The 26,631-nt window shown below is 35.1% G+C and carries 22 protein-coding genes; 8 read left to right on the plus strand and 14 right to left on the minus strand.

Features of this window, described 5'->3' with window-relative positions:
* Positions 1-10: 10 nt before the first annotated feature.
* Positions 11-610: a TraX family protein gene (locus BP18_RS12360; RefSeq protein ID WP_051669181.1), complete on the minus strand. Its 600-nt coding sequence runs from the start codon at positions 608-610 to the stop codon at positions 11-13.
* A gap of 401 nt (positions 611-1,011) precedes the next feature.
* Here BP18_RS12360 and BP18_RS10780 point away from each other — a divergent pair, with 401 nt between their 5' ends.
* Positions 1,012-1,809: a 3D domain-containing protein gene (locus BP18_RS10780; protein ID WP_007725494.1), complete on the plus strand. Its 798-nt coding sequence runs from the start codon at positions 1,012-1,014 to the stop codon at positions 1,807-1,809.
* Positions 1,810-1,879: 70 nt separating this feature from the next.
* On the opposite strand, the gene ade is transcribed toward BP18_RS10780, so the two are convergent.
* Positions 1,880-3,661, minus strand: a complete 1,782-nt coding sequence (ade, locus tag BP18_RS10785; RefSeq protein WP_007725495.1) for an adenine deaminase — start codon at positions 3,659-3,661, stop codon at positions 1,880-1,882.
* A 149-nt stretch (positions 3,662-3,810) separates the two neighbouring features.
* Here ade and treR point away from each other — a divergent pair, with 149 nt between their 5' ends.
* Positions 3,811-4,527, plus strand: a complete 717-nt coding sequence (gene treR / locus BP18_RS10790; protein WP_029278292.1) for a trehalose operon repressor — start codon at positions 3,811-3,813, stop codon at positions 4,525-4,527.
* Between the two features lie 91 nt (positions 4,528-4,618).
* Here the strand turns inward: treR and BP18_RS12480 are convergent, their stop codons facing one another.
* The 12 genes from BP18_RS12480 to rpmH form a co-directional block, all read right to left on the minus strand.
* The gene (locus BP18_RS12480; protein WP_155860445.1) at positions 4,619-5,071 is read right to left on the minus strand and encodes a group II intron maturase-specific domain-containing protein; all 453 of its coding nucleotides are present in this window, start codon (positions 5,069-5,071) and stop codon (positions 4,619-4,621) included.
* Complete coding sequence (ltrA, locus tag BP18_RS10795) at positions 4,984-5,898, minus strand: group II intron reverse transcriptase/maturase (protein ID WP_231549464.1); 915 nt, start codon at positions 5,896-5,898, stop codon at positions 4,984-4,986. Before ltrA ends, BP18_RS12480 begins: the two co-directional genes overlap by 88 nt.
* Positions 5,899-6,437: 539 nt before the next feature.
* Positions 6,438-8,096, minus strand: a complete 1,659-nt coding sequence (gene treC, locus BP18_RS10800; RefSeq protein WP_035050622.1) for an alpha,alpha-phosphotrehalase — start codon at positions 8,094-8,096, stop codon at positions 6,438-6,440.
* Positions 8,097-8,118: 22 nt separating this feature from the next.
* Positions 8,119-9,627: a PTS system trehalose-specific EIIBC component gene (gene treP, locus BP18_RS10805; RefSeq protein WP_029278296.1), complete on the minus strand. Its 1,509-nt coding sequence runs from the start codon at positions 9,625-9,627 to the stop codon at positions 8,119-8,121.
* Positions 9,628-9,965: 338 nt separating this feature from the next.
* On the minus strand, positions 9,966-11,930 hold the full coding sequence (locus BP18_RS10810) for an ABC transporter permease (protein ID WP_029276543.1): 1,965 nt from the start codon (positions 11,928-11,930) through the stop codon (positions 9,966-9,968).
* Positions 11,923-12,690: an ABC transporter ATP-binding protein gene (locus tag BP18_RS10815; protein ID WP_029276544.1), complete on the minus strand. Its 768-nt coding sequence runs from the start codon at positions 12,688-12,690 to the stop codon at positions 11,923-11,925. The genes BP18_RS10810 and BP18_RS10815 overlap by 8 nt, the downstream gene beginning before the upstream one ends.
* A gap of 120 nt (positions 12,691-12,810) precedes the next feature.
* Positions 12,811-13,836, minus strand: a complete 1,026-nt coding sequence (locus tag BP18_RS10820) for a sensor histidine kinase (protein ID WP_035050624.1) — start codon at positions 13,834-13,836, stop codon at positions 12,811-12,813.
* Positions 13,820-14,509: a response regulator transcription factor gene (locus BP18_RS10825; RefSeq protein WP_407391844.1), complete on the minus strand. Its 690-nt coding sequence runs from the start codon at positions 14,507-14,509 to the stop codon at positions 13,820-13,822. Before BP18_RS10825 ends, BP18_RS10820 begins: the two co-directional genes overlap by 17 nt.
* 199 nt (positions 14,510-14,708) lie before the next feature.
* Positions 14,709-15,497 (minus strand): RNA-binding cell elongation regulator Jag/EloR, encoded by a 789-nt coding sequence (jag, locus tag BP18_RS10830; RefSeq protein WP_029276551.1) that lies wholly within the window; start codon positions 15,495-15,497, stop codon positions 14,709-14,711.
* Between the two features lie 38 nt (positions 15,498-15,535).
* Positions 15,536-16,363: a membrane protein insertase YidC gene (gene yidC / locus BP18_RS10835; RefSeq protein WP_007725516.1), complete on the minus strand. Its 828-nt coding sequence runs from the start codon at positions 16,361-16,363 to the stop codon at positions 15,536-15,538.
* 28 nt (positions 16,364-16,391) lie between these two features.
* Positions 16,392-16,730, minus strand: coding sequence for a ribonuclease P protein component (gene rnpA / locus BP18_RS10840; RefSeq protein WP_007725517.1), 339 nt, complete (start codon positions 16,728-16,730; stop codon positions 16,392-16,394).
* 157 nt (positions 16,731-16,887) lie between these two features.
* Positions 16,888-17,022 carry a 50S ribosomal protein L34 gene (gene rpmH, locus BP18_RS10845; protein WP_007725519.1) on the minus strand — a complete coding sequence of 45 codons (135 nt, stop codon included), beginning with the start codon at positions 17,020-17,022 and terminating at the stop codon, positions 16,888-16,890.
* A gap of 620 nt (positions 17,023-17,642) precedes the next feature.
* Here rpmH and dnaA point away from each other — a divergent pair.
* The 6 genes from dnaA to gyrA all read left to right on the plus strand — a co-directional run bounded on the left by dnaA (position 17,643) and on the right by gyrA (position 26,493).
* On the plus strand, positions 17,643-18,980 hold the full coding sequence (gene dnaA / locus BP18_RS10850) for a chromosomal replication initiator protein DnaA (RefSeq protein ID WP_029276554.1): 1,338 nt from the start codon (positions 17,643-17,645) through the stop codon (positions 18,978-18,980).
* A 181-nt stretch (positions 18,981-19,161) separates the two neighbouring features.
* The gene (gene dnaN / locus BP18_RS10855) at positions 19,162-20,304 is read left to right on the plus strand and encodes a DNA polymerase III subunit beta (RefSeq protein WP_007724002.1); all 1,143 of its coding nucleotides are present in this window, start codon (positions 19,162-19,164) and stop codon (positions 20,302-20,304) included.
* A 267-nt stretch (positions 20,305-20,571) separates the two neighbouring features.
* Positions 20,572-20,823: a S4 domain-containing protein YaaA gene (gene yaaA, locus BP18_RS10860; RefSeq protein ID WP_007724005.1), complete on the plus strand. Its 252-nt coding sequence runs from the start codon at positions 20,572-20,574 to the stop codon at positions 20,821-20,823.
* The gene (recF, locus tag BP18_RS10865; protein WP_029276556.1) at positions 20,823-21,944 is read left to right on the plus strand and encodes a DNA replication/repair protein RecF; all 1,122 of its coding nucleotides are present in this window, start codon (positions 20,823-20,825) and stop codon (positions 21,942-21,944) included. The genes yaaA and recF overlap by 1 nt, the downstream gene beginning before the upstream one ends.
* Positions 21,945-21,946: 2 nt before the next feature.
* Complete coding sequence (gene gyrB, locus BP18_RS10870) at positions 21,947-23,884, plus strand: DNA topoisomerase (ATP-hydrolyzing) subunit B (RefSeq protein ID WP_007724011.1); 1,938 nt, start codon at positions 21,947-21,949, stop codon at positions 23,882-23,884.
* A 23-nt stretch (positions 23,885-23,907) separates the two neighbouring features.
* Positions 23,908-26,493 (plus strand): DNA gyrase subunit A, encoded by a 2,586-nt coding sequence (gene gyrA, locus BP18_RS10875; protein WP_007724014.1) that lies wholly within the window; start codon positions 23,908-23,910, stop codon positions 26,491-26,493.
* Positions 26,494-26,631: the final 138 nt, after the last annotated feature.

Here is a 26,631-nt window from a genome sequence, read left to right on the forward strand (position 1 = left end):
CACTCCTTCATTATAAATTAAAGCGAATAACTAATAATATCAATTGATGTAGCGGGTAATAGATGTAGCCAATAATTTTAGGCATTTTTTTAGTAGGACTATATGTATCTATTAATAGTAGAAAAATGGCTAAACAAGCAAAAATTTGGACTGAGGAGCCTGCAAAAAACTGGAGACCCAAAAATAAGAGCACTCCCAGAACTTTATGAATGGATACCATACAGTAAATTGCCCAGCCTAATAAAAAACCATAGATGCCGTATTCACAAAAATAACTCAATACTAATGCTAATACAAAAAAACGTTTATCTTTAACAGAAATAGCCACTAGAGCTAATGTAAACAATACATTAAAAATCGTTCCAGAATAGAGGCTGATAGGGATAGTCACTATACCCGCGCCTATTAATTGAAAAAGATACCTTTTGAAATTTCTTGTCTGTTCAGTAGCTTGAATTGTTGTGTAAAGAAAGCAAGGAAATGCTATTCTTCCTATAATCCGCAACCAGATAAGATGAGGAAACAAGTAATAACCTACGTGATCAATCGTCATTGTAATAATTCCAATCCATTTAATGGCATTGATTTTATCGTAATGCTCTATTTGCATCTCACCCCTCCAATTACTGTATTTTCGCTGTTTTAAGCATTTTACCATTAACAAAAACGAACCTAAAGTAAAAGATTACTTTTTGATTTCCAGCCTACATTCTGTGCAGTAAAATTACAAATTAAGTCATATTTTACACTGAACACCTTAGTTTGTATTCTTTTAGTAATGAAACTCTTCAATTAATACAGAATCAATAAGAAACCATGACGAATGGTCTAAAGTACTTTCCTTTTTTTTTTACCGTGGTAGGATAGCATTTGTTGAAGGAAAGACACCTTCATTTTATAGAGCTTAAAGCTCATATTTAACATTGTCGCTCAGAAACCACAGTCAACTTCTCTTACCTTAACTTGTAGGCGGAACACTATTCTAGACATACTAAAAGGAGATCAAAAAAAATGAAAAACTTTAAATCAAAATTCTTTATCGCAAGTGCAACTTTAGCTTTAACAGGGGTTATGGCTTTTTCAAATCCAGCAGAAGCTTCAGCTGCTGAATATACTACAAGTACTTGGGAAGCTCGTACTGTAAACGAAATTAAGCAAGACATTACAAATACTGAAGATGGCAGCACAGAATATACGATTCAATGGGGCGATACATTATCATCTGTAGCTTTAGCAACTGACTTATCTATTGATGCTTTAGTAGATGTAAATGATATCAATAACGCCAATACTATTTATAGTGGCAATACCATTTCTTTATCTGCTGACCACTCAACTGTGACTATCGAAACAACTGAAGATACTAAAAGTTATGATGTTAGTAAACCTGAAGAAGTAGTAGAAGTTGAACCTGCTGTTGAAGAAGTTCCAGCTGAAGAACCTGCTGTTGTTGAAGAACAACCTGTTGTTACTGAACCTACAGCTACTGAAACACCGCAAGCTGAAACACCAGCTGCACAATCTGGTAAAACTGTTACTGTTGAAGCAACAGCTTACTCAACAAATCAACCAGAATTAAGTGATACTACGGCAACTGGAATCAATTTGAATGAAAATCCAAATGTTATTGCTGTTGATCCAAGCGTTATTCCTTTAGGTTCAACTGTTTATGTTCCAGGATACGGTACTTTTATTGCTGGAGACACTGGTAGTGCTATTAACGGCAACCGTATTGATGTACACATCACTGATTTAAACCAAGCTATGAATTTTGGTAGACAAACAATGGACGTTCAAATTTTAAATTAATACATTTGAATTTCAACCTAACTTATTCATTTCCCCCGATTCGAATAGTTAATAAAAACCACTTAAGAGATTATAATCTCTTAAGTGGTTTTTTTAGTTCGTCTTGGGTAACTTGAATCGGTATGTGAGAAGCCTTTTTGAAATCAAATAATCCTAAGTCCGTTAGTTTTAATTTTGGAATGACTGGAAGCGTCAAAAATGATAAGGTCAAAAATGGATTGAAACTTACCGCTTCTCCAATTGTTTTGACGGCTTCATTTAATTCTTTTAAGGTTTGATTTGCTTCCATATATCCAACCTCCGTCATCAATCCGCCTACTGGCAACGCTAATGAAGCTAAGACTTGTTTTCCATTGACAACCGCTAATCCACCATTCGTTTTGATTACTTGTTTAACAGCTGTTAATATCTCTTGATCTGAGGTGCCTACTGCCACTATATTATGTGAATCATGAGCCACAGTTGTAGCAATTGCTCCCTTTTTCAAACGAAAACCTTTTACAATCCCTAATCCAATATGATCCATACCTTTGTGTCGTTCGATAACGACCATTTTTAACTGATCATTTTGAGTGGAAGGTACAAAAACCCCTTCTTCAACAGTTACGTTTTCTGTTAAATGATCCGTAACTAAGCTATTCGGAATGATTCCGATAACGTTACATAAAGAATTAGTTAAAGCGATTGCTAGTGCTTCTGTTGTTAGTTCTTGGGTAGTTATTTTTGCTAATTCAGTACCTTTAAGATTTTTACTCACGTTTGTTTCAAATAATGACTGATTTAATTTTCCTTTATCTGAAATGCATACACCTTTTTTATACACTTGATGAATAGCAACCGTTGCTAAATCATCTAGAATCAAAAAATCAGCTTGGAAACCTGGAGCAATTGCCCCTAGGTGTTTAAGACCAAAACATTCAGCTGGATTTAAAGTTCCCATTTGTATAGCTGTTATAGGGTATAATCCTTTTTTAATGGCTGACCTTACAATATGATCGATACTGCCTTCTCTCACTAAGTCATCAATTAATTTATCATCTGTTACGAATAAACACCTTCTAGCATTTTTTTCCGTTACAGCTGGCAATAAGGCCGTTAAATCTTTAGCCACTGTACCTTCTCGAATCATCAAGTACATACCCAAATCTAAACGGTCTTTTGCTTCTTTGGCGCTGATGCTTTCATGGTCTGTTCGAATACCTGCTGCTAAATAAATATTTAACTCTTCTCTTGTCAAACCAGCAGCATGTCCATCAATTAACCCATTTGCTGCTTGAACCATTGCAAGTTTTTCCAGCATCGTGCTTTCACCATTTTTAACAGCCATAAAATCCATCACTTCTGCTAAACCCAACACTTCAGGTTCAGATAAGAACGGTTTAAGGTGCTCAGCATTTAATACTGCGCCATTATTTTCAAATGCTGTTGCAGGAACACAAGATGACAACATAACATAAATATCCATTGGCATTTTTTTTGCTTCATCCAACATAAATTGAAGGCCATCCACTCCAGCTACATTAGCAATTTCATGTGGATCTGTGATAACACTAGTCACACCATGTTGCAATACGACTTTTGAAAATTCCTTTGGTGTTAACAGCGAACTTTCAATGTGGACATGTCCGTCAATAAAACCAGGCACAATAATTTTATTTTGAGCATCAATAATTTTAACTCCGTCATATGAGCCAATCCCGACAATCTGACCTTCTGTGATTGCGATGTCTCCACTCATTAATTCTCCCGTAAAGACATTTACGATTGTTCCATTTTTAACGACTACATCTGCTAGTATTTTTTTGGCTGCTACATTGATTCTTTTTTCCAATGCTGAAATGTTCAAATCCATCAAATGCCTCCCGTTTCTCCTATTTATTTTTTATCTTCCACAATACACCAAATTGGTTTAAAAACAACTTATATTTACTTTATTTGCAAGTTTTCCTAATTGAATTATGTTAAAATGTACGATAAGGATAGGAAATGTGAGGAATAAATATGAGCAAGTTTAACGAAATTTTTTTAGATCTTGAAGCAGCTATTTTAAATCAACGGTTTATTTCTGGAGATCTTTTACCTAGCGAAAATGAACTGGTAAAAACATACAATGTTTCCCGTGAAACAATCCGAAAAGCTTTGAACTTACTTTTAGAAAAAGGCTATATTCAAAAGATACAAGGTAAAGGTTCTGTTGTTTTAGATATCAAGCGCTTTGATTTTCCAGTTTCAGGATTGACAAGTTATAAAGAGCTGCAAGATGCACAGAATATGAATAGCCAAACCATCGTTGTCCACAATGGTTTGCAGTCTACTACAGAAGATTTAGCTAATCATTTAAAACTCCCTGTTGGCACTTCAGTTTTATATCTTGAACGATTGCGAAAAGTACATGGAGAAGTAGTCATCATTGATAAGGATTATTTATTAACTTCTATTGTTCCAAGTATTTCAAATGAAGCAGCTGAAGATTCGTTGTACCATTATATTGAACAAACGTTGGGTTTATCTATCGGTTATGCTCAAAAAGAAATAACGGTCGATCCTATTACTGAAGAAGATAAGCGTTTGATGGATCTGCAAGAAGATACCCATGTTGTCGTCGTAAGAAGCGATGTTTACTTAGAGGATACAACGCTCTTTCAGCACACCGAATCTCGTCATCGTCTTGATCGTTTTCGCTTTGTTGACTTTGCCAGACGTCGAAATTCATTATAAATCGAGTAGGAGGTAGATAATTAATTTATCTACCGACCTCTCACACCACCGTGCGTACGGTTCCGTACACGGCGGTTCAATAATTTAAGTATCACTTTCGCTCATATAGTAGGATTAAATCTTTTAATCCCCACTGTATGAGTCTTTTATTTGTTATCGAGCGATGCAGAACTTCACTTCGTGAAATACGCCAATACCCTTTACGGCTGGCTGCTGTTTTCAGTGCATTATCATGGTCTATCCCTAATCTTCTCAGTTGTTTATATTTAGTCGACACCTTTTTCCATCGTTTCCATATCAATTGTCTTAAACGATGATACAACCAGTGCTGAGTTTCTTCTAAGAAGGATTTCATGAAAGAGATTTTATAGTAGTTTATCCATCCAACGGTTACTTGGTTTAGTTGTATTATGATTTCTTTAAATGTCCCTGGCCGTTTTCGACTTGTGAGATGTTTTAGTTTGTTTCGGAATCGTTGTTTTGCCGACTTACTGGGTCGGCATCCAACTTTCCCATATGATTCATAATATAAAAACCAAGGAATGTTGCTTTAGTCGGGGTAGTGATACTGCTTTTCTTTTGGTTTACTGTAAGTCGCAAGTCTTTTTCAATAAATTGAGTAACACTTTCCATTACTCGTTCACCTGCACGCTTACTTTTAACGTAAATGACAAAATCATCCGCATAACGAATAAAAGCATGACCTCTTTTTTCAAGTTCCCTATCCAATTGATTCAAATAGACATTTGCTAGTAATGGAGAGAGTGGGCCTCCTTGAGGAGCACCTGTATCTGTCTCAATAAAGATATCCTTGTCTAAAATACCTGACTTTAGGAATTTCCATATCAGCTTTAGAACTATTTTATCTTGGATAAACCATTCTAGATTTGCCCGCAATTTCTGATGGTGTATCGTATCGAAATAGCTTTTTAAATCACAGTCCACTACTACTCGATAACCTTCTTCATAGTATTGTTCAGCTTTTTGAATAGCCTGATGGGCATTTCTTCCCTTTCTAAAACCATAACTATTATCGGATAATTGAGGGTCGATAATTGGATCGATCACCTGAAGAATAGCTTGTTGTACCACTCTATCCAATGCAGAAGGAATCCCTAGTAATCTTTTGGTTCCATCTGATTTTGGTATGGCAACTCTGCGTACAGGTTGTGGTTGGTAAGAACCGTCTCTCAATTTCCTTATAAGGTGAGGATAATATCTCTTCATGTGACCTTCCAGTTCATAGACTGTTAGACCATCTACACCTGGAGCTCCTTTGTTCTTACGAACTTTAATCATCGCTCTTTCTAAATTATCTTTATCGATAACTTTCTCGATAAGTGTGATACCATCTTGTTTTTCCATATCCATGCTACGTCCCTACGCACTCCTACATACTCTTTCGTTTCCAACTTATCCCTCTGTAGGTAGCCATCTCTTGGTCTTTACCTTGATGTTTTCTGCGATATCGGTGACGTATTCACCTCCCTGTTTTCCAAGATTATTATTGTTCAGCCCTTCAGAGAACAACGTTCTCCTACTATGGCGTCTGCTGACTTCTCACTATTCGTTGTTACTACGAATTTACTCGCTAGTGAGACCTCCCCGGGTAAGAATGATAACCTTCCACTCATGTCACTGCCTCATTTACTGTAGGAGATTCGTGCAGTATTGGACTTTACTTTGTTGTGCAAGCTCGTCCCTCTCCAGCCAGCCTTATATGAGATTTCTGTTCGTCAGTGCGAGTGTTTGCGTCCGGCTTCCTTCAGATTCCACTTCACAGTGGACACCCTTGCCATTCACTAACAGTTCCTACTGCCAAGCCTGTAGTGGACTTTCACCACCAAGTTATCACCCATGCCGGGCGCACACAAAAAAAGAAGCTGATTCTCATCAGCTTCTTTTTTTGTTTATTCTGCTTTCAGTTGAAAAGCAATTGTTTCATAAGGTCCTAATTCTAAACTAGCTGTTAGGGCTCTTTCTTTTCCATTACCAATCAGATAATGACTTGGTCTAGTTAAAAATTCTTCCGGAATCTCAATAGTTACAGTTTCTGCATAGAAATGATTGAGAACGAGTAATTGTTCTCCTTGATACTCTCTTACATAACTGTATACACTTGGATGTTCCATCATGATTCCGCGGTAATTCCCTTCAGAAATGATTGGCATATCTTTTCTTAATTGAATCAATTTTTTATAAAAGTTAAAGATTGTTCCTTCTTTTCTTTCTTTCGCTACATTAATTTCATGATAATTTTCAGCTAACTGAATCCATGGCGTGCCTGTAGAAAAACCCGCATTTTTTTCGTTTGTCCATTGCATTGGTGTTCGACTGGTATCACGCGATTTGCTTTTAATGATTTCCATAATTTCTTCATATGGCAAATCTTTTTCTTGCAACTCTTTGTAAGCATTATGCGTTTCTATATCAACGTAATCTGTTATTTCTTGGAAATCTGGATTTGTCATCCCAATTTCTTCACCTTGGAAAACATAAGGCGTCCCACGCAACAAATGAATCGTCTGAGCCAACAGCTTAGCAGATGCTTCAAAATGATTTACTGGGTCTCCAAATCGGCTAATTGCACGAGGCTGATCATGGTTGTTCAAGAACAACGCATTCCAGCCATCCTCTCTAGACATCCCTTCTTGCCAGTCATTGAGTAATTCTTTTAACTCCATGAAATCAAAGGGTGTTTTACTCCATTTTTCACCATTTAAATAATCGACTTTTAAGTGATGGAAACTAAAGACCATTGAAAGTTCTTCTTTTTCAGGATCAGAATAAGCAATCCCATTTTCAATCGTCGTTGAAGACATCTCTCCAACTGTCATGATATTTGGGTATCTTCCAAATGATTTTTGATTCATTTCATGAATAAATTCATGTGCGATTGGGCGATCCGTATATAAAGACTTTCCAACACCATCTTCTGCATCTACCAGCACTTCATCTTTTCCAATAACATTGATTACATCAAAGCGGAATCCTTTTACGCCTTTTTCTAACCAAAAATTGACTACATTAAAAAGCTCTTCTCTTACTTCTGGATTACGCCAATCTAAATCAGCTTGCGTCACATCATACAAATGCAAATATTCTTTTCCAGTATCTCCAAAAGGCGCCCAAGCTGGTCCTCCAAATTTTGAGACCCAGTTGGTTGGGTGACTTCCATCAGCTTTTGGTTCTCTTAAAATATAATAATCTTGGTATTTCTTTTCACCTTTAAGCGCTCGTTGGAACCACTCGTGTTCAATAGAGGTATGATTCAAAACCATATCCAACATAATTTCTAATTTATACTCTTTGGTTACAGTGATGAGTTCCTCAAAATCTTCCATCGTCCCAAATAATGGATCGATTTCGACATAATTAGCGATATCATAACCATTATCTTTTTGCGGAGAAACGAAGAAAGGATTGATCCACAACACATCGATACCTAATTCTGCTAGATAAGGAACTTTTTCAATGATTCCTTTTAAATCCCCTACTCCATCTCCATTAGAATCCTTAAAAGACTTTGGGTAAATTTGATACACGACTTTCTCATGAAAGGTACTCATTTTATTCCTACTTTCTAAAAAATTATTTTCCTAATTCTGGATCAGAAACAACTACTTGATCTGATTTGTTCAAGATATTGTATTTACGGAATACAACTGTTAATACAAATGGCACGACTATTGCAATCACCATACAAATAATGAAGATACCCCAGTATTGATTTTGAATAGATAAAATACCTGGTAGTCCACCAACACCGATTGAATTTGCAGTGACATTGAAAATAGTCGCAATTAAACCAGCAAGACCTGAACCAATCATAGCTGCTACAAATGGGTAAATGTATTTGATATTAATCCCGAACATCGCCGGTTCTGTTACCCCTAGATAACAAGAAATGGCTGCTGGAATAGAAACTTGTTCTTCTTTTTCATTTCCACGGTGTAAGAAAATAATCGCTAGTACCGCTGAACCTTGAGCAATATTTGATAATGCAATCATTGGCCACAGGTTAGTTCCACCAAAATCTGCAATCAATTGTAAATCGATAGCATTCGTCATATGGTGTAATCCCGTAATAACTAATGGTGCATATAAGAAGCCGAATAATGCCCCAAATAACCAGCTAAATGAACTTCCTAGTCCTGCATAAACAACGCTTGAAATCCAGTTACCGATAGTCCAACCAATTGGTCCCAAAACAGTATGAGCAAGTAAAACAGTTGGAACTAGAGCAAAGAATGGCACGAAAATCATTGAAATCGCTTGTGGAATAACTTTACGTAACCATAATTCTAAATAAGCTAGTAAAAATCCAGCTAACATAGCAGGAATAACTTGTGCTTGGTACCCAATCATATCAATTGTAAAGTAACCAAAATCCCAAACAGGAACTTCTGCTGCTGCCGTTCCGGCAACTGCATATGCATTCAATAATTGTGGTGAAACTAATGTAATCCCTAAAACAATTCCTAAAATTTGAGTCGTTCCCATTTTCTTAGCAACGCTCCACGTGATTCCTACTGGTAGGAAGTGGAAAATAGCTTCACCAATTAACCATAAGAAACTATTCACGCCACTCCAAAATTGAGAGACATTAACGATTGTATTGTATATTGGTTCTCCGGCTTTATTGACTTGTGCTACGCCATCAACCATTAATTGACCAAGCGACTCCATTGGAACAGCTTCTAAAATATTACGGAACCCTAAAATAAGCCCCCCTACTACGATTGCTGGAATAATGGGTGTAAAGATTTCTGCTAAAACAGACATCGCGCGTTGAACTGGATTTTGATTTTGCTTACTTGCAGCTTTCACATCATCCTTTGATACGCCTTCTTTACCGGAAATTTTTGAGAATTCATTATAAAAGGTGGCAACATCGTTACCAATAATAACTTGATACTGTCCGGCTTGAGTAAATGTACCTTTAACCGCTGGAATGTCTTCTATTTTTTTGCTGTCTGCTTTTGCAGGATCATTTAACACGAAACGCATACGAGTGGCACAGTGACTGACTGCAGAGATATTATCAGATCCTCCGATATCTTCCAAAAGCTGTTTTGCATCTTGCTTGTAATCTGTCATTTTCTTTCCTCCTAAAAATAATTTTATAATTGCAACTTGTATATACAAGTACAATGTAACCTTTTTCTTTTATAAATGCAAGCGTTTTATCTTTGTTTTTTTTCGTTGATCTTTACAAAGATTAATCACCCTAAAAAAAGCTGCTATAAGAATGGTGACATTCTTATAGCAGCTTTTAATTTAGGCTCTATACTTTTTAGTGTGGATAGATGAGTTTAGTTCATGCTTAAGACGGTACCAAGGCTCTTACAAGCAAATCCGTCTATTCCGAAAGAATTTTTTAGAACCAGCCACACTATTTGACTAAGAGCCTTAATTTAAGGGGTATATTATTCCTATTATTTAACAATACTATAATAAACTTTTGACGTTACTTGGTAAATGATGCCATAAATCAGACTATAGCCAACAATTACCCCTGCAAAACACCAAAAGACTAATGATGTATCTACTACATTAAAAAGAAGTAACAGTTTTTGAATAATTGGAAAGGCAAAGGCAACATGAATCACCGCAACCACTAAAGGCAATAGGAACATCCAAATAATTTGCAAACGTGTCGTTTTACGAATGGTTTGCTTATCTAATCCCACTTTTTGCATGATTTGGAATTTTTCTCGGTCGTCATAGCCTTCTGAAACTTGTTTAAAGTAGGTGATTAAAGCTGCTCCAAAGACAAACAACAATCCAAGGAAGATACCTAAGAATAAAAACCCACCGTTCATATTGTATAATTCATCACTGTAGAGTTCTTTTGAATCATAATATGATCCGTCTTTACTATTTAATATCTCATCTAATTTATTAGAATAGCTTTTTTTCTGTTCTTGTGTTCCAGTTGTATTCCATGAAATCATAGCTTCCATAGTAAAAGGATATTCATTTTCTGATATCTGATCTTCATAGTCCATAATAGACTGAAGTTCTTCCATTGATTCAACTACAAGAATCGTAGGCGAACTCACTTCTTGGGCTCCTTTTGTTTTGATAGGACTTTTTGTTATCGTTTTGGTCTGATAAGTGGTCTCTCCTATGAGCAATGTAGTAAAGTCCTTGTCCCCTTCTAAGTTGTAAACGAGCATTTCATCAGGTGCTAAATCAATCGATTGATTCGTCATTTTTTCATAATCTTCTTGTGCGATTATAATAGCATAAATAGTACTTTTTGCAGAATAATCAACTTGATCACCAACAACTAGTTCATTCGCTTTTACTTGTGTTGGTAAGGTGTAAGAAGTATAGCTTTCTGTACCCGTTACTTCTAATCCTAATTTTTCGGTTTCTTTTTGAATCTCTTGCAACTTTTCTTCTTTATTGACATCTGAAAAATAAGTGATCTTATTTTCAAAAGGGTAAAGGTTAGTTAGAGTTCCTTCTATTCCAATAAAGACCGCTAATGTAGTTGAGACTACCACAATGACCATCGTTGCTAGAATCGTAATATTAGCCAATCCAGCAGCATTTTGTTTCATCCGATAAAGCATACCTGAGATTGAAATAAAAGGACTTGGACGATAGTATAGTTTTTTATTTTTCTTCATTGCTTTCAGGACAAATATTGATCCTGAAATAAATAAGAAATAGGTACCTGCAATAACCAAAAGGACTGCAAGTAAAAAATAAATCATTGCATCAACTGGATCCTTAATTGTTAAAGAGAGATAATAACCTGATCCAATTAATATTAGAGAAAGGATAAAGAGAAAAATAGAGCTTTTTGGTTCACGTTCTCCTGTTTGTTTTCCTTTGATCAATTGAATCGGATTAGAAAAGGTCACTTGAGTGATATTATAAATCAACGTCACCAAAAAGATGAGAACAAATAATCCAATCGTGATTGCTACAGCACTCAATGTAAAAGGAAAAGACATTTTCACTCCGAATTTTAAAACATAATTTAAAACTAGAAAAACAAGTTCTCCAAGTAGATGTCCAACAATCAAGCCTAGAAAGATACTCAAAGAGCTTGTAACCATTGATTCAATCGTCAGTATTCTAGAAACATGATTTTTCTTCATTCCTAGTATTGCATACAACCCAATCTCTTTTTTCCGCCGTTTAATCAGAAAACTATTGGTATATAAAATAAATAGAAAAGAAAATACTCCAATCACTACTGCTCCAACAGCAAACATAGGTGGCAAAGACGCATTTCTTGTCTGAACAAACTTATTACCCATTAAAGCAAACATCATATAAAACATTGCTACTGTAGCAATAGAAGCAAAAATATAAGGGAGATAGATTTGCTTATTGGATTTAATATTTCGAAGAGCTAACTTTGAAAAAAAACTTCTATTCATGTTGCTCACCTCTATTAGCTAATACGATTAATGCTTGAGAAATTTTGTCCATGAACTGATCTGGCGTTTGTTCTCCACGATAAATTTCATGGTACACTTCACCATCTTGAATAAATAAGACACGATTCGAGTAAGCAGCAGCTCTTGTACTATGCGTAACCATAATAATGGTTTGACCAGCGTTATTAATGGTTTCAAAAGTTTCTAATAGACTTTGGCTAGATTTTGAATCTAGTGCACCAGTTGGTTCATCAGCAAGAAGCAATTTCGGATTAGTAATCAAAGCACGAGCGACAGCTGCGCGTTGTTTTTGTCCTCCAGAAACTTCGTAAGGAAAATGATTGATTATGCCATCAATTTTCATTTTTTTGACGATTGGCATTAACCGATGTTCCATTTCAGTGACGGGTGTATTTGACAGTACTAGCGGCAGTAAAATATTGTCTTTGATTGAAAAGTTGTCCAATAAGTTGAAGTCTTGAAAGACAAAGCCTAAATAATCTCTACGGAAATTTGAAATATCACTGTCTTTAATTCCTGTTAGATCTTTTCCTTCTAGCAGAACCTCGCCATCAGTTGCAGTATCAAGGGTTGCTAAAATATTCAATAAACTTGTTTTACCTGAACCTGACTCTCCCATAATGGAGATAAATTCACCTTTTTCTACTGAAAAATTTACGTCTTTCAAAGCTTGAACTTCTTGTGTTGAGAACTTCCCTGTATATATCTTTTTTAAATGACTCACTTCTAATAATGTCATAATTATTTCCTCCTGTTCATTTCTTTATTTCTATTACTAGTTTAATAAAAATGAACAATCCTTGCTTTTATCTTTTCTTACAGATAACGATTAAACCTTACACTTTTGTAAGATTCCTTATTAATAGTCTTTTGCAAGTGGAGTTCGTGCTAAATCGATTATTACTTTAGTGCCTTTTCCTACCGTGGACTCAATTGCTATTTCATGACCTAGGCGTTTGGTAATTTTCTGACTAAGAAATAAGCCTAACCCTGTTGATTTTTCGTGTATTCTTCCATTAAACCCAGAATACCCACGTTCAAAAATACGTGGCAAATCTTCAGCTCGAATCCCGATACCGGTATCTTCAATAATGAGTTGATTTTTCTTAACTGGACTCATATAAATTTGAATCCTGCCACCTTCAGGAGTGTATTTCAGACTATTAGACAGAATTTGTTCAACTAATACCCTCAACCATTTTTCATCAGATAAAACCTTTTGGCTGGTTATTTTATAATCTAACTGGATTCGATTATAAATAAATAAAATTGAAAACTTCTTAACAGTTTCTTTGATCACTCGATCAAGCGAAACTTCTACAAAGTCCAAATCAGAGCCACTTTGCTCTATTTTTAAATAATTCAACGCCATATGGGTATAGTTTTCAATCTGTAATAATTCTTGTTCCATTTGATGGTTAAATTTTGCTTGAGTATCCCGTTGTATTAACAGACTAATAGCTGAAATAGGTGTCTTGATTTGATGCAGCCACAAGGTGAAATAGTCTATCTGAGACGTATTGCGTTTCAAGTTGTTTTTTTTAAGTTGGTGCATTTCTTCTATTAAATTTTCAATTTTAAGCTGAAAAAAAACTTCACTCGGATCACGGTTATCAGACAGTTGTTGCAGTACAGTGACTGGATCTTTATCTAATCGCTCCAACAATCGAAACCGTTTATAATACTGTGAAAATTTAAATAAACAGAAACAACCACCTATAAAGAAAGAAAGTTCGATACTAAAGATTAAAAAGTAACTGGGCAATTGCCCTAATACATAAATAAAACTAAATAGGCTTAAATTAAAAACATAAGCTAAAAAGAAAGAACGATTTGTTTTTATAAAGGCTTTAATAATATCTGTCACTTTATGCGTTGACTTCATTAGTATCATCATCCTTTTTCAGACCATATCCATACCCTTTTTTAGTGACAATAAATGAGGTTAATCCCAATTCTGTTAGTTTTTTTCGTAAACGGTTAATATTGACTGCTAATGTGTTATCATCAATAAACGAATCATTTTCCCATAACTTCATCATAATCGCTTCTCGTGAAACAAAAGCTCCTTTTTGTGTAAATAAGACTTCTAAAATTTTCATTTCATTTTTGGTCAATTCAACTTCTTGATCCAAATAATGAATCTTTAATTCACTCGTTTTTAAATAGACATTTTGATAACTTAAGTAAGCATCATTGCCTGTAAAATCATATGTTCTACGCAGTAATGCTTGTATTTTAGCTAACGCTACTGTTAAATCAAATGGTTTACTAATAAAATCATCCGCGCCCATTTGAATAGCCATGACGATGTCCATTCGTTCGCTTTGCGAGGAAATAAAGATAATGGGAACTTGCGAAATCTTACGAAGTTCTGTACACCAATAATAACCATTAAAATAAGGTAGCTTGATATCCATCAATACTAATTGAGGCATCTCACGATTAAACGTATCTAAAACATGATTAAAGTCTGTTACATAAAATGCATTGTACTGCCATTTAGTCAATTCTTCTTGCAAGCTTGAAGCAATAACCAAATCATCCTCAACGATCATAATCTTCACCAATCTACTCACCTACATATCTTTATTTGTTTATTACTTTACTATACAGGATTCTTTTCTTCTAGCCTACTGGACTTTTGTCTTAGTATATCAATTTTAAACACTAAAAAAAGCCCCCAGATTGATAAAATCAGTCTAGGAACTTTCAAATTAGTTGCCGCTAAAACGGACAACTGAATAAATTATTTTTTCATTTTAATTCTACAACTAAGTAACGGTGTGGTTCATTGCCTTCAGAATGCGTCATAACCGCATCATCTTTGCTCAAGTAAAAATGGATTTGTTTTCTTTCAGAAGCAGGCATCGGTTCTAAGAATACGGGTTGCTTTGTACGTCGGACTTTTAATGCCGTACGCTCAGCTAGTTCTCTCAAAGCATTTTCTCTACGTTCACGATAGTCTCCAACATTCACGATAGCAGTATATTTTGTTTTAGCATGGCGATGTAGCAAAACTTGAGCTAATGATTGTAAAGCGTTAATTACTTTTCCATGCTTCCCAATAACTAAACCTGCTTTTTCTGTTTCAACATGAAAAACAATCTGGTTTTTAGTTTCTTCTAGTGTCACAGTACTAGAAATACCCATTTTTTGGATAATATCTTGAAGATAATCTGCCACCATTTTAACAGCTTCTTCATCATTTCGTTTTGTATCAGCAACCTTAGAAAGATCCTCCTCTTCTGAAAGAGTTGATTCTGTCAAAATTGGAGCTTGTTCTTTTACAAATTTGCTTGAATCGGGTGCTGGTTTAACAGTTTCTTCTTTAGTTGAAGGTTCTTTGAAAAATGCTTTACCATTATTATCAGCTGCTAGTTTCGTAACTGTTACAATCGCATCTTTTTTCCCAATTTTAAAAATACCTTTTCTACCTTGATCGACTATTTCAATAGAAGCCTCTTTTTTAGTAATTCCCAGTTCTTTCAATGCCTTTTGGATGGCTTCATCTACCGTTTCTGCTTGAGCTGTATACTTATTCATCTGCCTACCTCCATTCTACCCATTTTAACTATTGAATTTTATTTTCTTTTTTTCTTTGGTTTCAATGCTTTTTCAAGAGCACGTTTGCGATCTCGTTCAGCTTGTATTTTTTCTTCACGTTCTTTTATTATTTTGAAAGGATTATTCAACAACATTGTTTGTCCAACTGAAAATGCATTCCCTACGACCCAGTATAATGACAAGGCGCTTGGTAATGTGATCCCCATGAATAAGATTAATGCTGGCATCATGTACATCATAGTTGTCGTCGTTGGATTTGACTCTGCTTGACTCATGGTAGATAACTTAGTAGTTGCATACGTTAATATAGCAGCTATTACTGGTAATATAAATAACGGATCTGGGGCTCCTAGATTCATCCATAAAAAATTCCCCGTTTTCAAAACTTCTGTCCGGCTAATCGCTTGATACATCGCAATTAAAACTGGCATTTGAATGAGTAATGGCAAACAACCTGCGACAGGATTAACGCCTGCTTCTGAATACAATTTAGATGTTTCTTCTTTTAACTTATTTTGTGTATCCGTATCTTTAGAGGCATATTTTGTTTGCAATTCTTTTAATTGCGGTTGCAACTCAGCCATTTTTCTAGTGCTCTTCGTTTGGCCATGCATGACAGGTAATAGAATTAAGCGAATAATTAAAGTAAAGATAATTATCCCAACTCCATAACTTCCACCAAATAAATTAGATAACCATACAATTATACGTGAGAAATTAAAAATAATATACTTGTCCCAAATACCTGTGCTTTGATCTGTGATCGGCGAAGTTCCACAACCTACTAATACAATTGCTAATAACACTGTGCCTAACAAAAGAAGTAATCGCTTACGTTTATTCACATTCTGTCCTCCACTCTAATAAGTAACTCTATCTTAATAACTTTGCAAGCTTTAACACATGCGTTAAACTTTTCTTTGTTTCTTTCATTGTCATATCCGCAATTGGTTTGCGAGCAATCACAATAAAATCTTTTTCTGCTTTTAGTTGCGGTTTTAGTTCTGTTAAACTTTGTCGAATTCTTCTTTTAACATTATTCCGCATGACAGCATTGCCTATTTTTTTACCAACAGATATTCCTACACGAAAATGCAGTTGGTCATTTTTGTCTAACACATAAATGACAAATTGACGATTTGCTGTTGATTTGCCATGATGAAATACTTTTTGAAACTCAGCTTCTTTTTTGACACGATAGGTTTTTCTCATTAAAATAACCTCTCATCTCTTTTTAAATTAGTAAAAAACTACTTAGTTTTAATCGGATAAGGAACAAATTACTCAGTAATCGAGTAAAAAAACTAACGACTACTGAGTAATTTATATTCAAATCCTAAAAAAAAAGACCACTGAGACGTTCAGTGATCTATGCAGACAATACTTTTCTTCCTTTACGGCGTCTACTTTGTAATACATTACGTCCATTTTTAGTACTCATGCGTTTACGGAAACCATGTACTTTTTGACGTTTACGTTTTTTTGGTTGGTAAGTTCTTTTCATACGTGATACACCTCCTGTAAAAACTATCTCTCATTATTATTTTTTAATTATCCAAGACAGTCTAGATTATTATAACGAAGAAAAAATAGTCTTGTCAAGCATATTTCCCCTATTTTCATTCATTCACCTATGTATGATAGCATATTTAAGCTTAATAAGAAACTATCTTTTGTACTTTTTTTTCTGAAAGCACTATTTTCAGCACTTTTATTAAGACTTACTAAGATTCTTTCCTTATTTTTCATTCAAAATAAAGATATCCACAAGTGCATAAACTTATCCACAAGCCTATGGACGACTTTTTTTTATCGTTTGTTATCCTCGAGTTATCACCCGGTTATCCACAAACAAACAAGGTGTGCAAAAACGTTATCCACTTCCATTTTAAATTTGTGCATAACTAATAGAAACATTAGCCTATCAATCATAATTACGAGATAGTTATCCACAAAAACAATCGTTTTCCTGTTGTTAAATAAAGTTATCCACCGTCGTTTTTACCCTGTGCATAACTTTATTTACAAGTCATGTATAAAATTTATTGAAAAAAAACTACTTGTGGAAAACTTTTTATAAAAGTGCTAAAATGACGTAGACACATTTTATAAGGAGGTTCTCTTTTGGATGATTTACAAACGCTATGGAATTTTTTAAAAGAAAAATTCAAAGAATCACTATCCAAAGTTAGCTACGATACGTGGATTGAAAGTGCCAGTCCAATACGTATCACAGATAACAACATTATTATTGAAGTCCCTTCTTCTTTACATAAAGAATATTGGGAAAATAATTTAGCTACCCGAATTGTTGAAAACATTTATGAATATTCTAGTCGTGAAATTTCGCCATTATTTGTTATCAAAAATGAGCAAGAAACGACTAAACTTGCGAATCATAATCTTCACAATGAAGTTCCTAAAAAAAACTGGTTTAAAAAAGATATCCAATTAAATACAAAGTATACTTTTGATACCTTTGTTATCGGTAAAGGAAATCAGATGGCTCACGCTGCAGCTTTAGTCGTTGCAGAAGAACCGGGAACTATTTACAATCCTTTATTTTTCTATGGTGGAGTTGGGCTTGGAAAAACCCATTTGATGCATGCTATAGGTCACCAAATGTTGCTGCTAAACCCTGACGCACGAGTTAAATATGTTAGTAGTGAAACATTTGCGAATGATTTTATAAATTCCATCCAAAATAAAACACAAGAAAAATTTAGAAACGAATACCGCAGTGTTGATTTGCTTCTAGTAGATGACATTCAATTTTTTGCAGATAAGGAAGGAACACAAGAAGAATTTTTCCATACCTTTAACGCTTTATACGATGACCGTAAACAAATCGTATTGACAAGTGATCGTTTGCCAAATGAAATTCCCAAACTACAAGAACGGTTAGTATCCAGATTCGCTTGGGGTCTATCAGTTGATATCACACCGCCAGATCTTGAAACGCGAATTGCTATTTTGAGAAAGAAAGCTAATGCTGAACGATTAGAAATTCCTGGTGATACGTTAAGTTACATCGCTGGTCAAATTGATTCAAATATTAGAGAACTAGAAGGCGCACTAGTACGGGTGCAAGCTTATGCAGCAATCGAAAGTCGCGATATTACCACTAGCTTAGCTGCCGATGCATTAAAGAGTATGTTGCCTTCAGCAAAACCAACGACACTTACTATTTTGGATATCCAGCAAGCTGTCAGTAAATATTATCAATTATCGATTGCTGACCTTAAAGGCAAAAAGAGGATCAAGTCCATTGTTTTACCAAGACAGATTGCTATGTATTTATCTCGAGAACTTACATCAAATTCTTTACCTAAAATCGGTGTTGAATTTGGCGGAAAAGATCACACAACAGTTATTCATGCGTATGAAAAAATCGTTCATGCTTTAACAAGTGATAATCAATTAAAACAAGAAATAACAGATTTAAAGAAAAAATTAACCTAGTTCTTTCTTTTGCACATGTGTATAACTGAGTGAGTTATCCTTTTTTCATCAACAACTTATCCACATGTGCAAAACCTTTTCGCTAATAGGGTTGCACCAGTTTTCCACAGTATCAACAAGCCCTACTACTATTACTAAAGAACTTATAAAATAAATATAACTATATTTGGAGGTAAAATTAATGAAATTTACAATAAAGAGAAGTGCCTTTTTAAAAAGCTTAGCGGATGTACAACGTGCGATTTCTTCTAGAACAACCATACCTATACTGACGGGGTTAAAAATTATTGCCAATGATGAAGGCTTAACTTTAACAGGTAGTGATTCAGATATTTCGATTGAAGCTTTTATTCCTGTATCAGAAGAAGAAAATCTTTTAACCATTGAAAAAACTGGCGGAATTGTTTTACAAGCACGTTTTTTTAGTGAAATTGTAAAAAAACTTCCTGAAGAAACAATGACAATTGAAATATTGGATCATTTTCAAGCCTTGATTACTTCAGCAACAGCATCATTTAGAATTAATGGCTTAGATCCTAATAATTACCCACATTTGCCAATCATAGATACATCAGAAACATTTACTTTACCTGTAAACTTATTTAAACAAGTTATCGGACAAACGGTTATTGCTATTTCTACCCATGAAAGTCGTCCAATCTTAACAGGTGTAAATATTGTTATTGAAAATGAAAAGTTTCTAGCAGTTGCTACCGATAGTCATCGTTTAAGTCAACGTGTCATTCCGATTGAAATGAATGACGAGCAAGCGACAAAGAAATACAACATTATTATCCCAGGTAAGAGTTTGATCGAATTATCTCGGACATTGGATGAAACATCAGATACGATTGAAATGATGATCACTGAAAATCAAGTTTTATTTAAAGCAGAAAATCTATATTTCTATTCTCGTTTACTTGAAGGGTATTATCCTGATACTAAACGATTGATTCCTGACAATTCTTCAACAGAAATTAGTTTTAATGCGAGTGCTTTATTAGGTTCTATCGAACGTGCTTCTTTACTTTCACATGAAGGAAAGAACAATGTTGTAAAAATTACTATTACGCCAGATTTAATTGAAATTTCGGGGAACTCACCTGATGTCGGTAATGTTAAAGAGGAATTAGAATATCTATCTGTTGAAGGGGAGCCGATTGAACTGTCGTTTAACCCTGATTACATGAAAGATGCATTAAGAACTTTTGGACAAACAGATATCAAAATTAAATTTACATCTCCAGTCCGTCCTTTTATTCTGGTTCCAAGTGAAAATGGACAAGACTTTATTCAATTAATTACTCCTGTTCGAACTTTTTAAAAAATTAAGCAAGTAAAAAACTACTTTTCAAGCAATTTGAAAAGTAGTTTTTTTTATTATGCTCCAAATAACCATGTTTTTTTCGTTTTAAGCAATTGTGAGTGATTTAAGGTCTTTTTTTATCTTGTCGTTAAAATCGATAATAGTAGGGTTATTTTTAGATTTGGTTGTATTTTTGGCTAAAAAGGAGTATAATAAGATTAATAAGCGACAGCGTGATGCGTGGATTATGTCCACGCTTATTTTATTGAAAAGTAGGTGAAAAACATGAAAAAAACAATTAAAATCAATCGTGAATTCATTACATTAGGACAATTTTTAAAACATGTAAACATTATTAGCAGTGGCGGTATGGCTAAATGGTATTTGGCTGAACACACAGTAATGTTGGATAATGAAGTTGAAGATCGAAGAGGGAAAAAAATCTATCCAGGTTCTGTTGTTGAAATACCAAATGAGGGGACTTTTTTTATCCAATCAGAAGGTACAACTGATGAATCAAATAAGGAAGAAAAATAATGCTATTGAAAGAAATCCATCTTTCCAATTATCGTAATTATGAGCATGCTGAAGTTATTTTTTCTAAAGGGATTAATGTTTTCTTAGGAGAAAATGCCCAAGGGAAAACTAGTTTGATGGAAGCTATTTACGTTTTAGCAATGGCAAGAAGCCATAGAACTGCCAATGATAAAGAAACTATTCGCTGGGACCAAGATTTTGCCCGTGTAAGTGGCAGAATCCAAAAGAAAAACACTAGTTTTCCACTTGAAATTTCTATTTCAAAAAAAGGGAAAAAAGCAAAATTTAATCACCTGGAGCAAAAAAAACTAAGTGAATACATTGGAAACTTAAATGTTATTTTATTTGCTCCAGAGGATTTATCTCTGGTAAAAGGTTCGCCTTCTGTCCGAAGAAAATTTTTAGATATGGAAATGGGGCAGATGAGCCCTATTTATTTACACCATCTTGTACAATACCAACATCTTTTAAAGCAAAGAAATAGTTACCTTAAACAATTAAGTCTAAGAAAAGAAAAAGATCTAACGTTTCTAGATATTCTAACTGAACAGTTAGCAGAATATGGAGCGGCTATTTTATTAGAACGCTTTTCTTTTGTAAAAAAATTAGAAAATTGGGCTAAACCGGTTCATAGTGAAATTTCTAAACAAAAGGAATTGCTTGAAATTGGATATGCTTGTAGTTTGAAAATTACAGATGAAACAAGCAAAGAACAGCTTTATTCAGATTTAATGAACGCTTTTGCACAAGGTAGGCAGAGAGAATTAGAGCAGCGAACGACTATTTTTGGTCCTCATAGAGATGATTTGAAATTCACTGTGAATGGAAGAAATGTTCAAACTTATGGTTCTCAAGGTCAACAAAGAACGACTGCACTAAGTGTTAAATTGGCAGAAATTGATTTGATGAAAGAGATGACAGGCGAGTATCCCGTCTTATTATTAGATGATGTTTTATCAGAATTGGATGATGAAAGACAAACGCATTTATTGAAAGCAATTCAAAATAAAGTTCAAACATTCTTGACGACAACTAGTTTAGATGGAATAAAGAAAAATATGTTGGAAACCCCGAAAATTTTTCTGATTGATAATGGACAAGTAGAAATGGAGAGTGAATGAGTGTGTCTGAAGAAATTAAAAGCAAACAAGATTTAGCAAATGAATATGATGCGAGTCAAATACAGGTTCTAGAAGGTTTAGAAGCCGTTCGTAAACGTCCAGGTATGTATATTGGAGCAACAAGTAGTGAAGGATTACACCATTTAGTATGGGAAATTGTAGATAATTCAATTGATGAAGCTTTGGCTGGTTTTGCTGACGAAATTAATTTAAGTATCGAAAAAGACGGAAGTATCATTGTCATGGATAATGGCCGTGGAATTCCGGTCGACATCCAAGCTAAAACAGGCCGTCCAGCATTAGAGACCGTTTTTACGATTCTACATGCAGGTGGTAAATTTGGCGGAGGAGGGTATAAAGTTTCCGGTGGTTTACATGGAGTAGGATCTTCAGTGGTTAATGCTCTTTCGACTACATTGGATGTTTATGTCTATAAAAACAGTAAAATCTATCACCAACAATATGCTCAAGGAAAAGTAGTCCATGATGTAGAAGTAATCGGTGAAACAGATAAACACGGTACGACTGTTCATTTTGTACCGGATCCTGAGATCTTTAAAGAAACGGTTGAATTTAATTTTGACAAATTAGCGACACGTGTACGTGAGCTAGCGTTCTTAAATAAAGGATTGAAAATTACTGTTGAAGATAAACGTGAAGACAAACAAGCCTTTTTAGAGTATCACTATGAAGGTGGAATTAAGAGTTACGTAGAATTTCTGAATGAAAATAAAGTTGTTTTGTATGATGAACCGATCTTTTTAGAAGGCGAACAACAAGGAATCACTATTGAAGTAGCAATGCAACATACAGATGGCTACCATAATAATTTAATGAGTTTTGCTAACAATATCCATACTTATGAAGGTGGAACACATGAATTTGGTTTCAAGACAGCCTTAACACGTGTGATAAATGACTACGCTAAAAAGAATAAAATCATTAAAGAAAATGAAGAAAATCTAACTGGAGAAGACGTGCGTGAAGGCTTAACAATCGTCTTATCCATCAAACATCCAGATCCTCAATTTGAGGGACAAACGAAAACAAAATTAGGAAACTCTGAAGCACGTACGATTACAGATCGTTTGTTTTCCGCGCATTTCGAAAAATTCTTAATGGAGAATCCGCCAGTAGCTCGTCAAATTGTTGAAAAAGGTTTGTTAGCTGCTAGAGCACGTTTAGCTGCAAAAAGAGCGCGCGAAGTAACACGTAAAAAAAGTGGACTAGAGATAAGTAACCTTCCTGGTAAACTAGCTGACTGTTCAAGTAAAGATCCTTCTATCAGTGAATTATTTATCGTTGAGGGAGATTCTGCCGGTGGTTCTGCTAAACAAGGACGCTCAAGATTATTTCAAGCAATCTTACCCATTCGTGGAAAAATCCTAAATGTAGAAAAAGCAACATTAGACAGAATTTTAGCTAATGAAGAAATTCGATCATTGTTTACAGCTATGGGAACAGGATTTGGTGGCGATTTTGACGTTTCTAAAGCTCGTTATCATAAATTAGTGATTATGACCGATGCCGATGTCGATGGAGCACATATCCGTACTTTATTGTTGACCTTATTTTATCGCTACATGCGTCCAATAGTTGAAGCGGGTTATGTTTACATTGCTCAGCCTCCTTTGTATCAAGTGCGCCAAGGTAAAAAAATGGTTTACTTAGATTCAGAAGATGAATTGAATGAGTATTTGAAAGAAATTCCTCTTTCACCAAAACCTGCAATTCAACGGTATAAAGGTCTTGGAGAAATGGATGCTGAACAATTATGGGAAACAACTATGAATCCTGAAAACAGACGGATGTTGCAAGTCACTGTTGATGATGCAATTGAAGCAGATAAAAGCTGTGACATGTTAATGGGTGACCGTGTTGAACCAAGACGTATATTCATTGAAGAAAACGCACGTTACGTGCAAAATTTAGACATTTAATCCAACTAGGAGGACAATAAAAAATGGCTGAAGAATTTAAAGAAAATATAAAAAATGTTGAATTAAGCCATGAAATGCGCAGTTCATTCCTTGATTATGCAATGAGTGTTATTGTAGCGCGCGCGTTGCCAGATGTACGAGATGGTTTGAAACCAGTACATCGTCGTATTTTGTATGGAATGAGCGAATTGGGCGTAACGCCAGATAAAGCACATAAGAAATCAGCACGTATCGTTGGGGATGTTATGGGTAAATACCATCCTCATGGAGATAGTGCGATTTATGAATCAATGGTTCGGATGGCTCAAGATTGGAGTTACCGCTATCCGTTAGTGGATGGTCATGGAAACTTTGGATCAGTCGATGGCGATGGAGCTGCAGCGATGCGTTATACGGAAGCGCGTATGACGAAAATGGCTTTAGAAATGCTGCGTGATATTAATAAAGACACGATTGATTACCATGATAACTATGATGGCTCAGAACGTGAACCAGACGTATTACCAGCTCGTTTCCCTAATCTACTTGTAAACGGTGTGACAGGGATTGCTGTTGGTATGGCTACCAATATTCCACCGCATAATCTAACTGAAGTTATCTCAGCATTACACATTTTGATGAATAATCCTGATGCAACAACAGCTGATTTGATGGAAGCAATCCCAGGGCCTGATTTCCCAACTGGGGGATTAGTCATGGGTAAATCTGGTATCAGAAAAGCTTATGAAACGGGTAAAGGCTCGATTATGGTTCGAGCTAAAGTTGAAATTGAAATACAAAAAAATGGCAAAGAACGCATTCTCGTGCACGAATTACCGTACATGGTGAATAAAGCGAGATTAGTCGAACGCATCGCTGATTTAGCAAGAGACAAACGAATCGAAGGCATTACTGATTTAGCAGATGAATCCGATCGTGATGGTATGCGCATCGTAATTGATGTGAGACGTGACGTAAGTGCAAGTGTTGTCTTGAATAACTTATATAAACTAACGTCAATGCAAACATCTTTTGGCTTTAACATGTTAGCAATTGTAAATGGTGTTCCGAAAGTATTAAGTTTAAAATCTATTCTTGAAGAATACTTAAAACACCAAGAAGTGGTTATTCGTAGAAGAACGGCTTATGATAAACGCAAAGCTGAAGCACGTGCACACATCTTAGAAGGTTTAAGAATAGCCTTGGACCACATTGAAGAAATTATTCGAATTATCCGTAGTTCAAAAACGGGTGATGTGGCTAAAACGACGTTAATTGAAACGTACGGCTTATCAGAGAAACAAGCACAAGCTATTTTAGATATGCGTATGGTCCGATTGACTGGTTTAGAGCGCGATAAAATCGAATCTGAATATACTGAATTAATAGCCTTGATTGAAGATATGGCTGATATTTTGGCAAAACCAGAACGGATACACAAGATTATCGAAACGGAGCTTCTTGAAGTACAAGAAAAATTTGGCGATGCTCGTCGTACGGAATTATTAGTAGGAGAAGTTCTAAGTCTTGAAGATGAAGATTTGATTGAAGAAGAAGATATTGTTATTACGTTGACAAGCAAAGGGTATATCAAACGTCTTCCAAGTTCTGAATTCAAATCACAAAGACGTGGCGGACGTGGTATACAAGGAATGGGAGTTCATGATGATGATTTCATTGAAACCTTAGTTTCTTGTTCAACTCATGATACATTATTATTCTTTACGAATAACGGAAAAGTTTATCGTTCAAAAGGATATGAAATACCTGAGTATGGCCGTACAGCTAAAGGAATTCCAGTCATAAACTTATTAGGTATCGATTCTGGTGAAACCGTTCAAGCGGTTATAAATGTCAGAGGAGAAGCTGAAGATGGTCTGTATCTCTTCTTTACAACGCGCCTTGGAACAGTTAAACGTACAGATGTAAAAGCCTTCTCTAATATCCGAAGCAATGGACTAAAAGCTATTGTGTTAAAAGAGAATGATGAATTGATGTCTGTTTCTGTAACAAATGGTGACGAAAATATCATTATTGGAACGCACATGGGTTATGCCGTAAGTTTCCATGAAAAAGATGTTCGAAACATGGGTAGAACTGCTGGTGGTGTTCGTGGTATTCGATTAAGAGAAAATGATTATGTCATTGGAGTCGATCTGTTAAAAGAGGATTCTGAAGTTCTGATCATTACAGAAAAAGGGTATGGAAAACGAACTAAAGCAAGTGAATATGCTATTAAAGGCCGTGGCGGAAAAGGAATTAAAACAGCTAATATCACAAGTAAAAATGGTAACTTAGCTGGTTTGACAACTGTCAAAGGCGATGAAGATATTATGTTGATAACAAATACAGGTGTTATTATTCGCTTTAATGTTTCAGCAGTATCGCAAACAGGTCGTGCCACATTAGGTGTACGTGTTATTCGAGTAGCAGAGGAAGTAAAAGTTTCGACTATGGCAAAAGTAGACGCAGAAGTTATAGAGGATGAAATAGATGAAACCGAAATCGTTTCTGAAGCATTCACTACAAAAGAGTCAGGATTAGATGATTCAATCCAAGAAATTAATCCTGTAAACGACTCTGAAACTGACATAGAAGACATTACTGACACTGATTCAACAGAAGAATAAAAAACAAAGCAAAAAAGAGTGGACCTCTATTGGTCCACTCTTTTTTGCTTTTATCAGGACAATCAAATTTTAAAAAAGCTTTTCGATAAATAGTACGAATACTTAAATAGAAGAGTGGACATAGTACTACCTTTGTAG

It is taken from the genome of Carnobacterium jeotgali MS3 (genome assembly GCF_000745125.1).
Classification (GTDB): Bacteria; Bacillota; Bacilli; order Lactobacillales; family Carnobacteriaceae; genus Carnobacterium_B; species Carnobacterium_B jeotgali.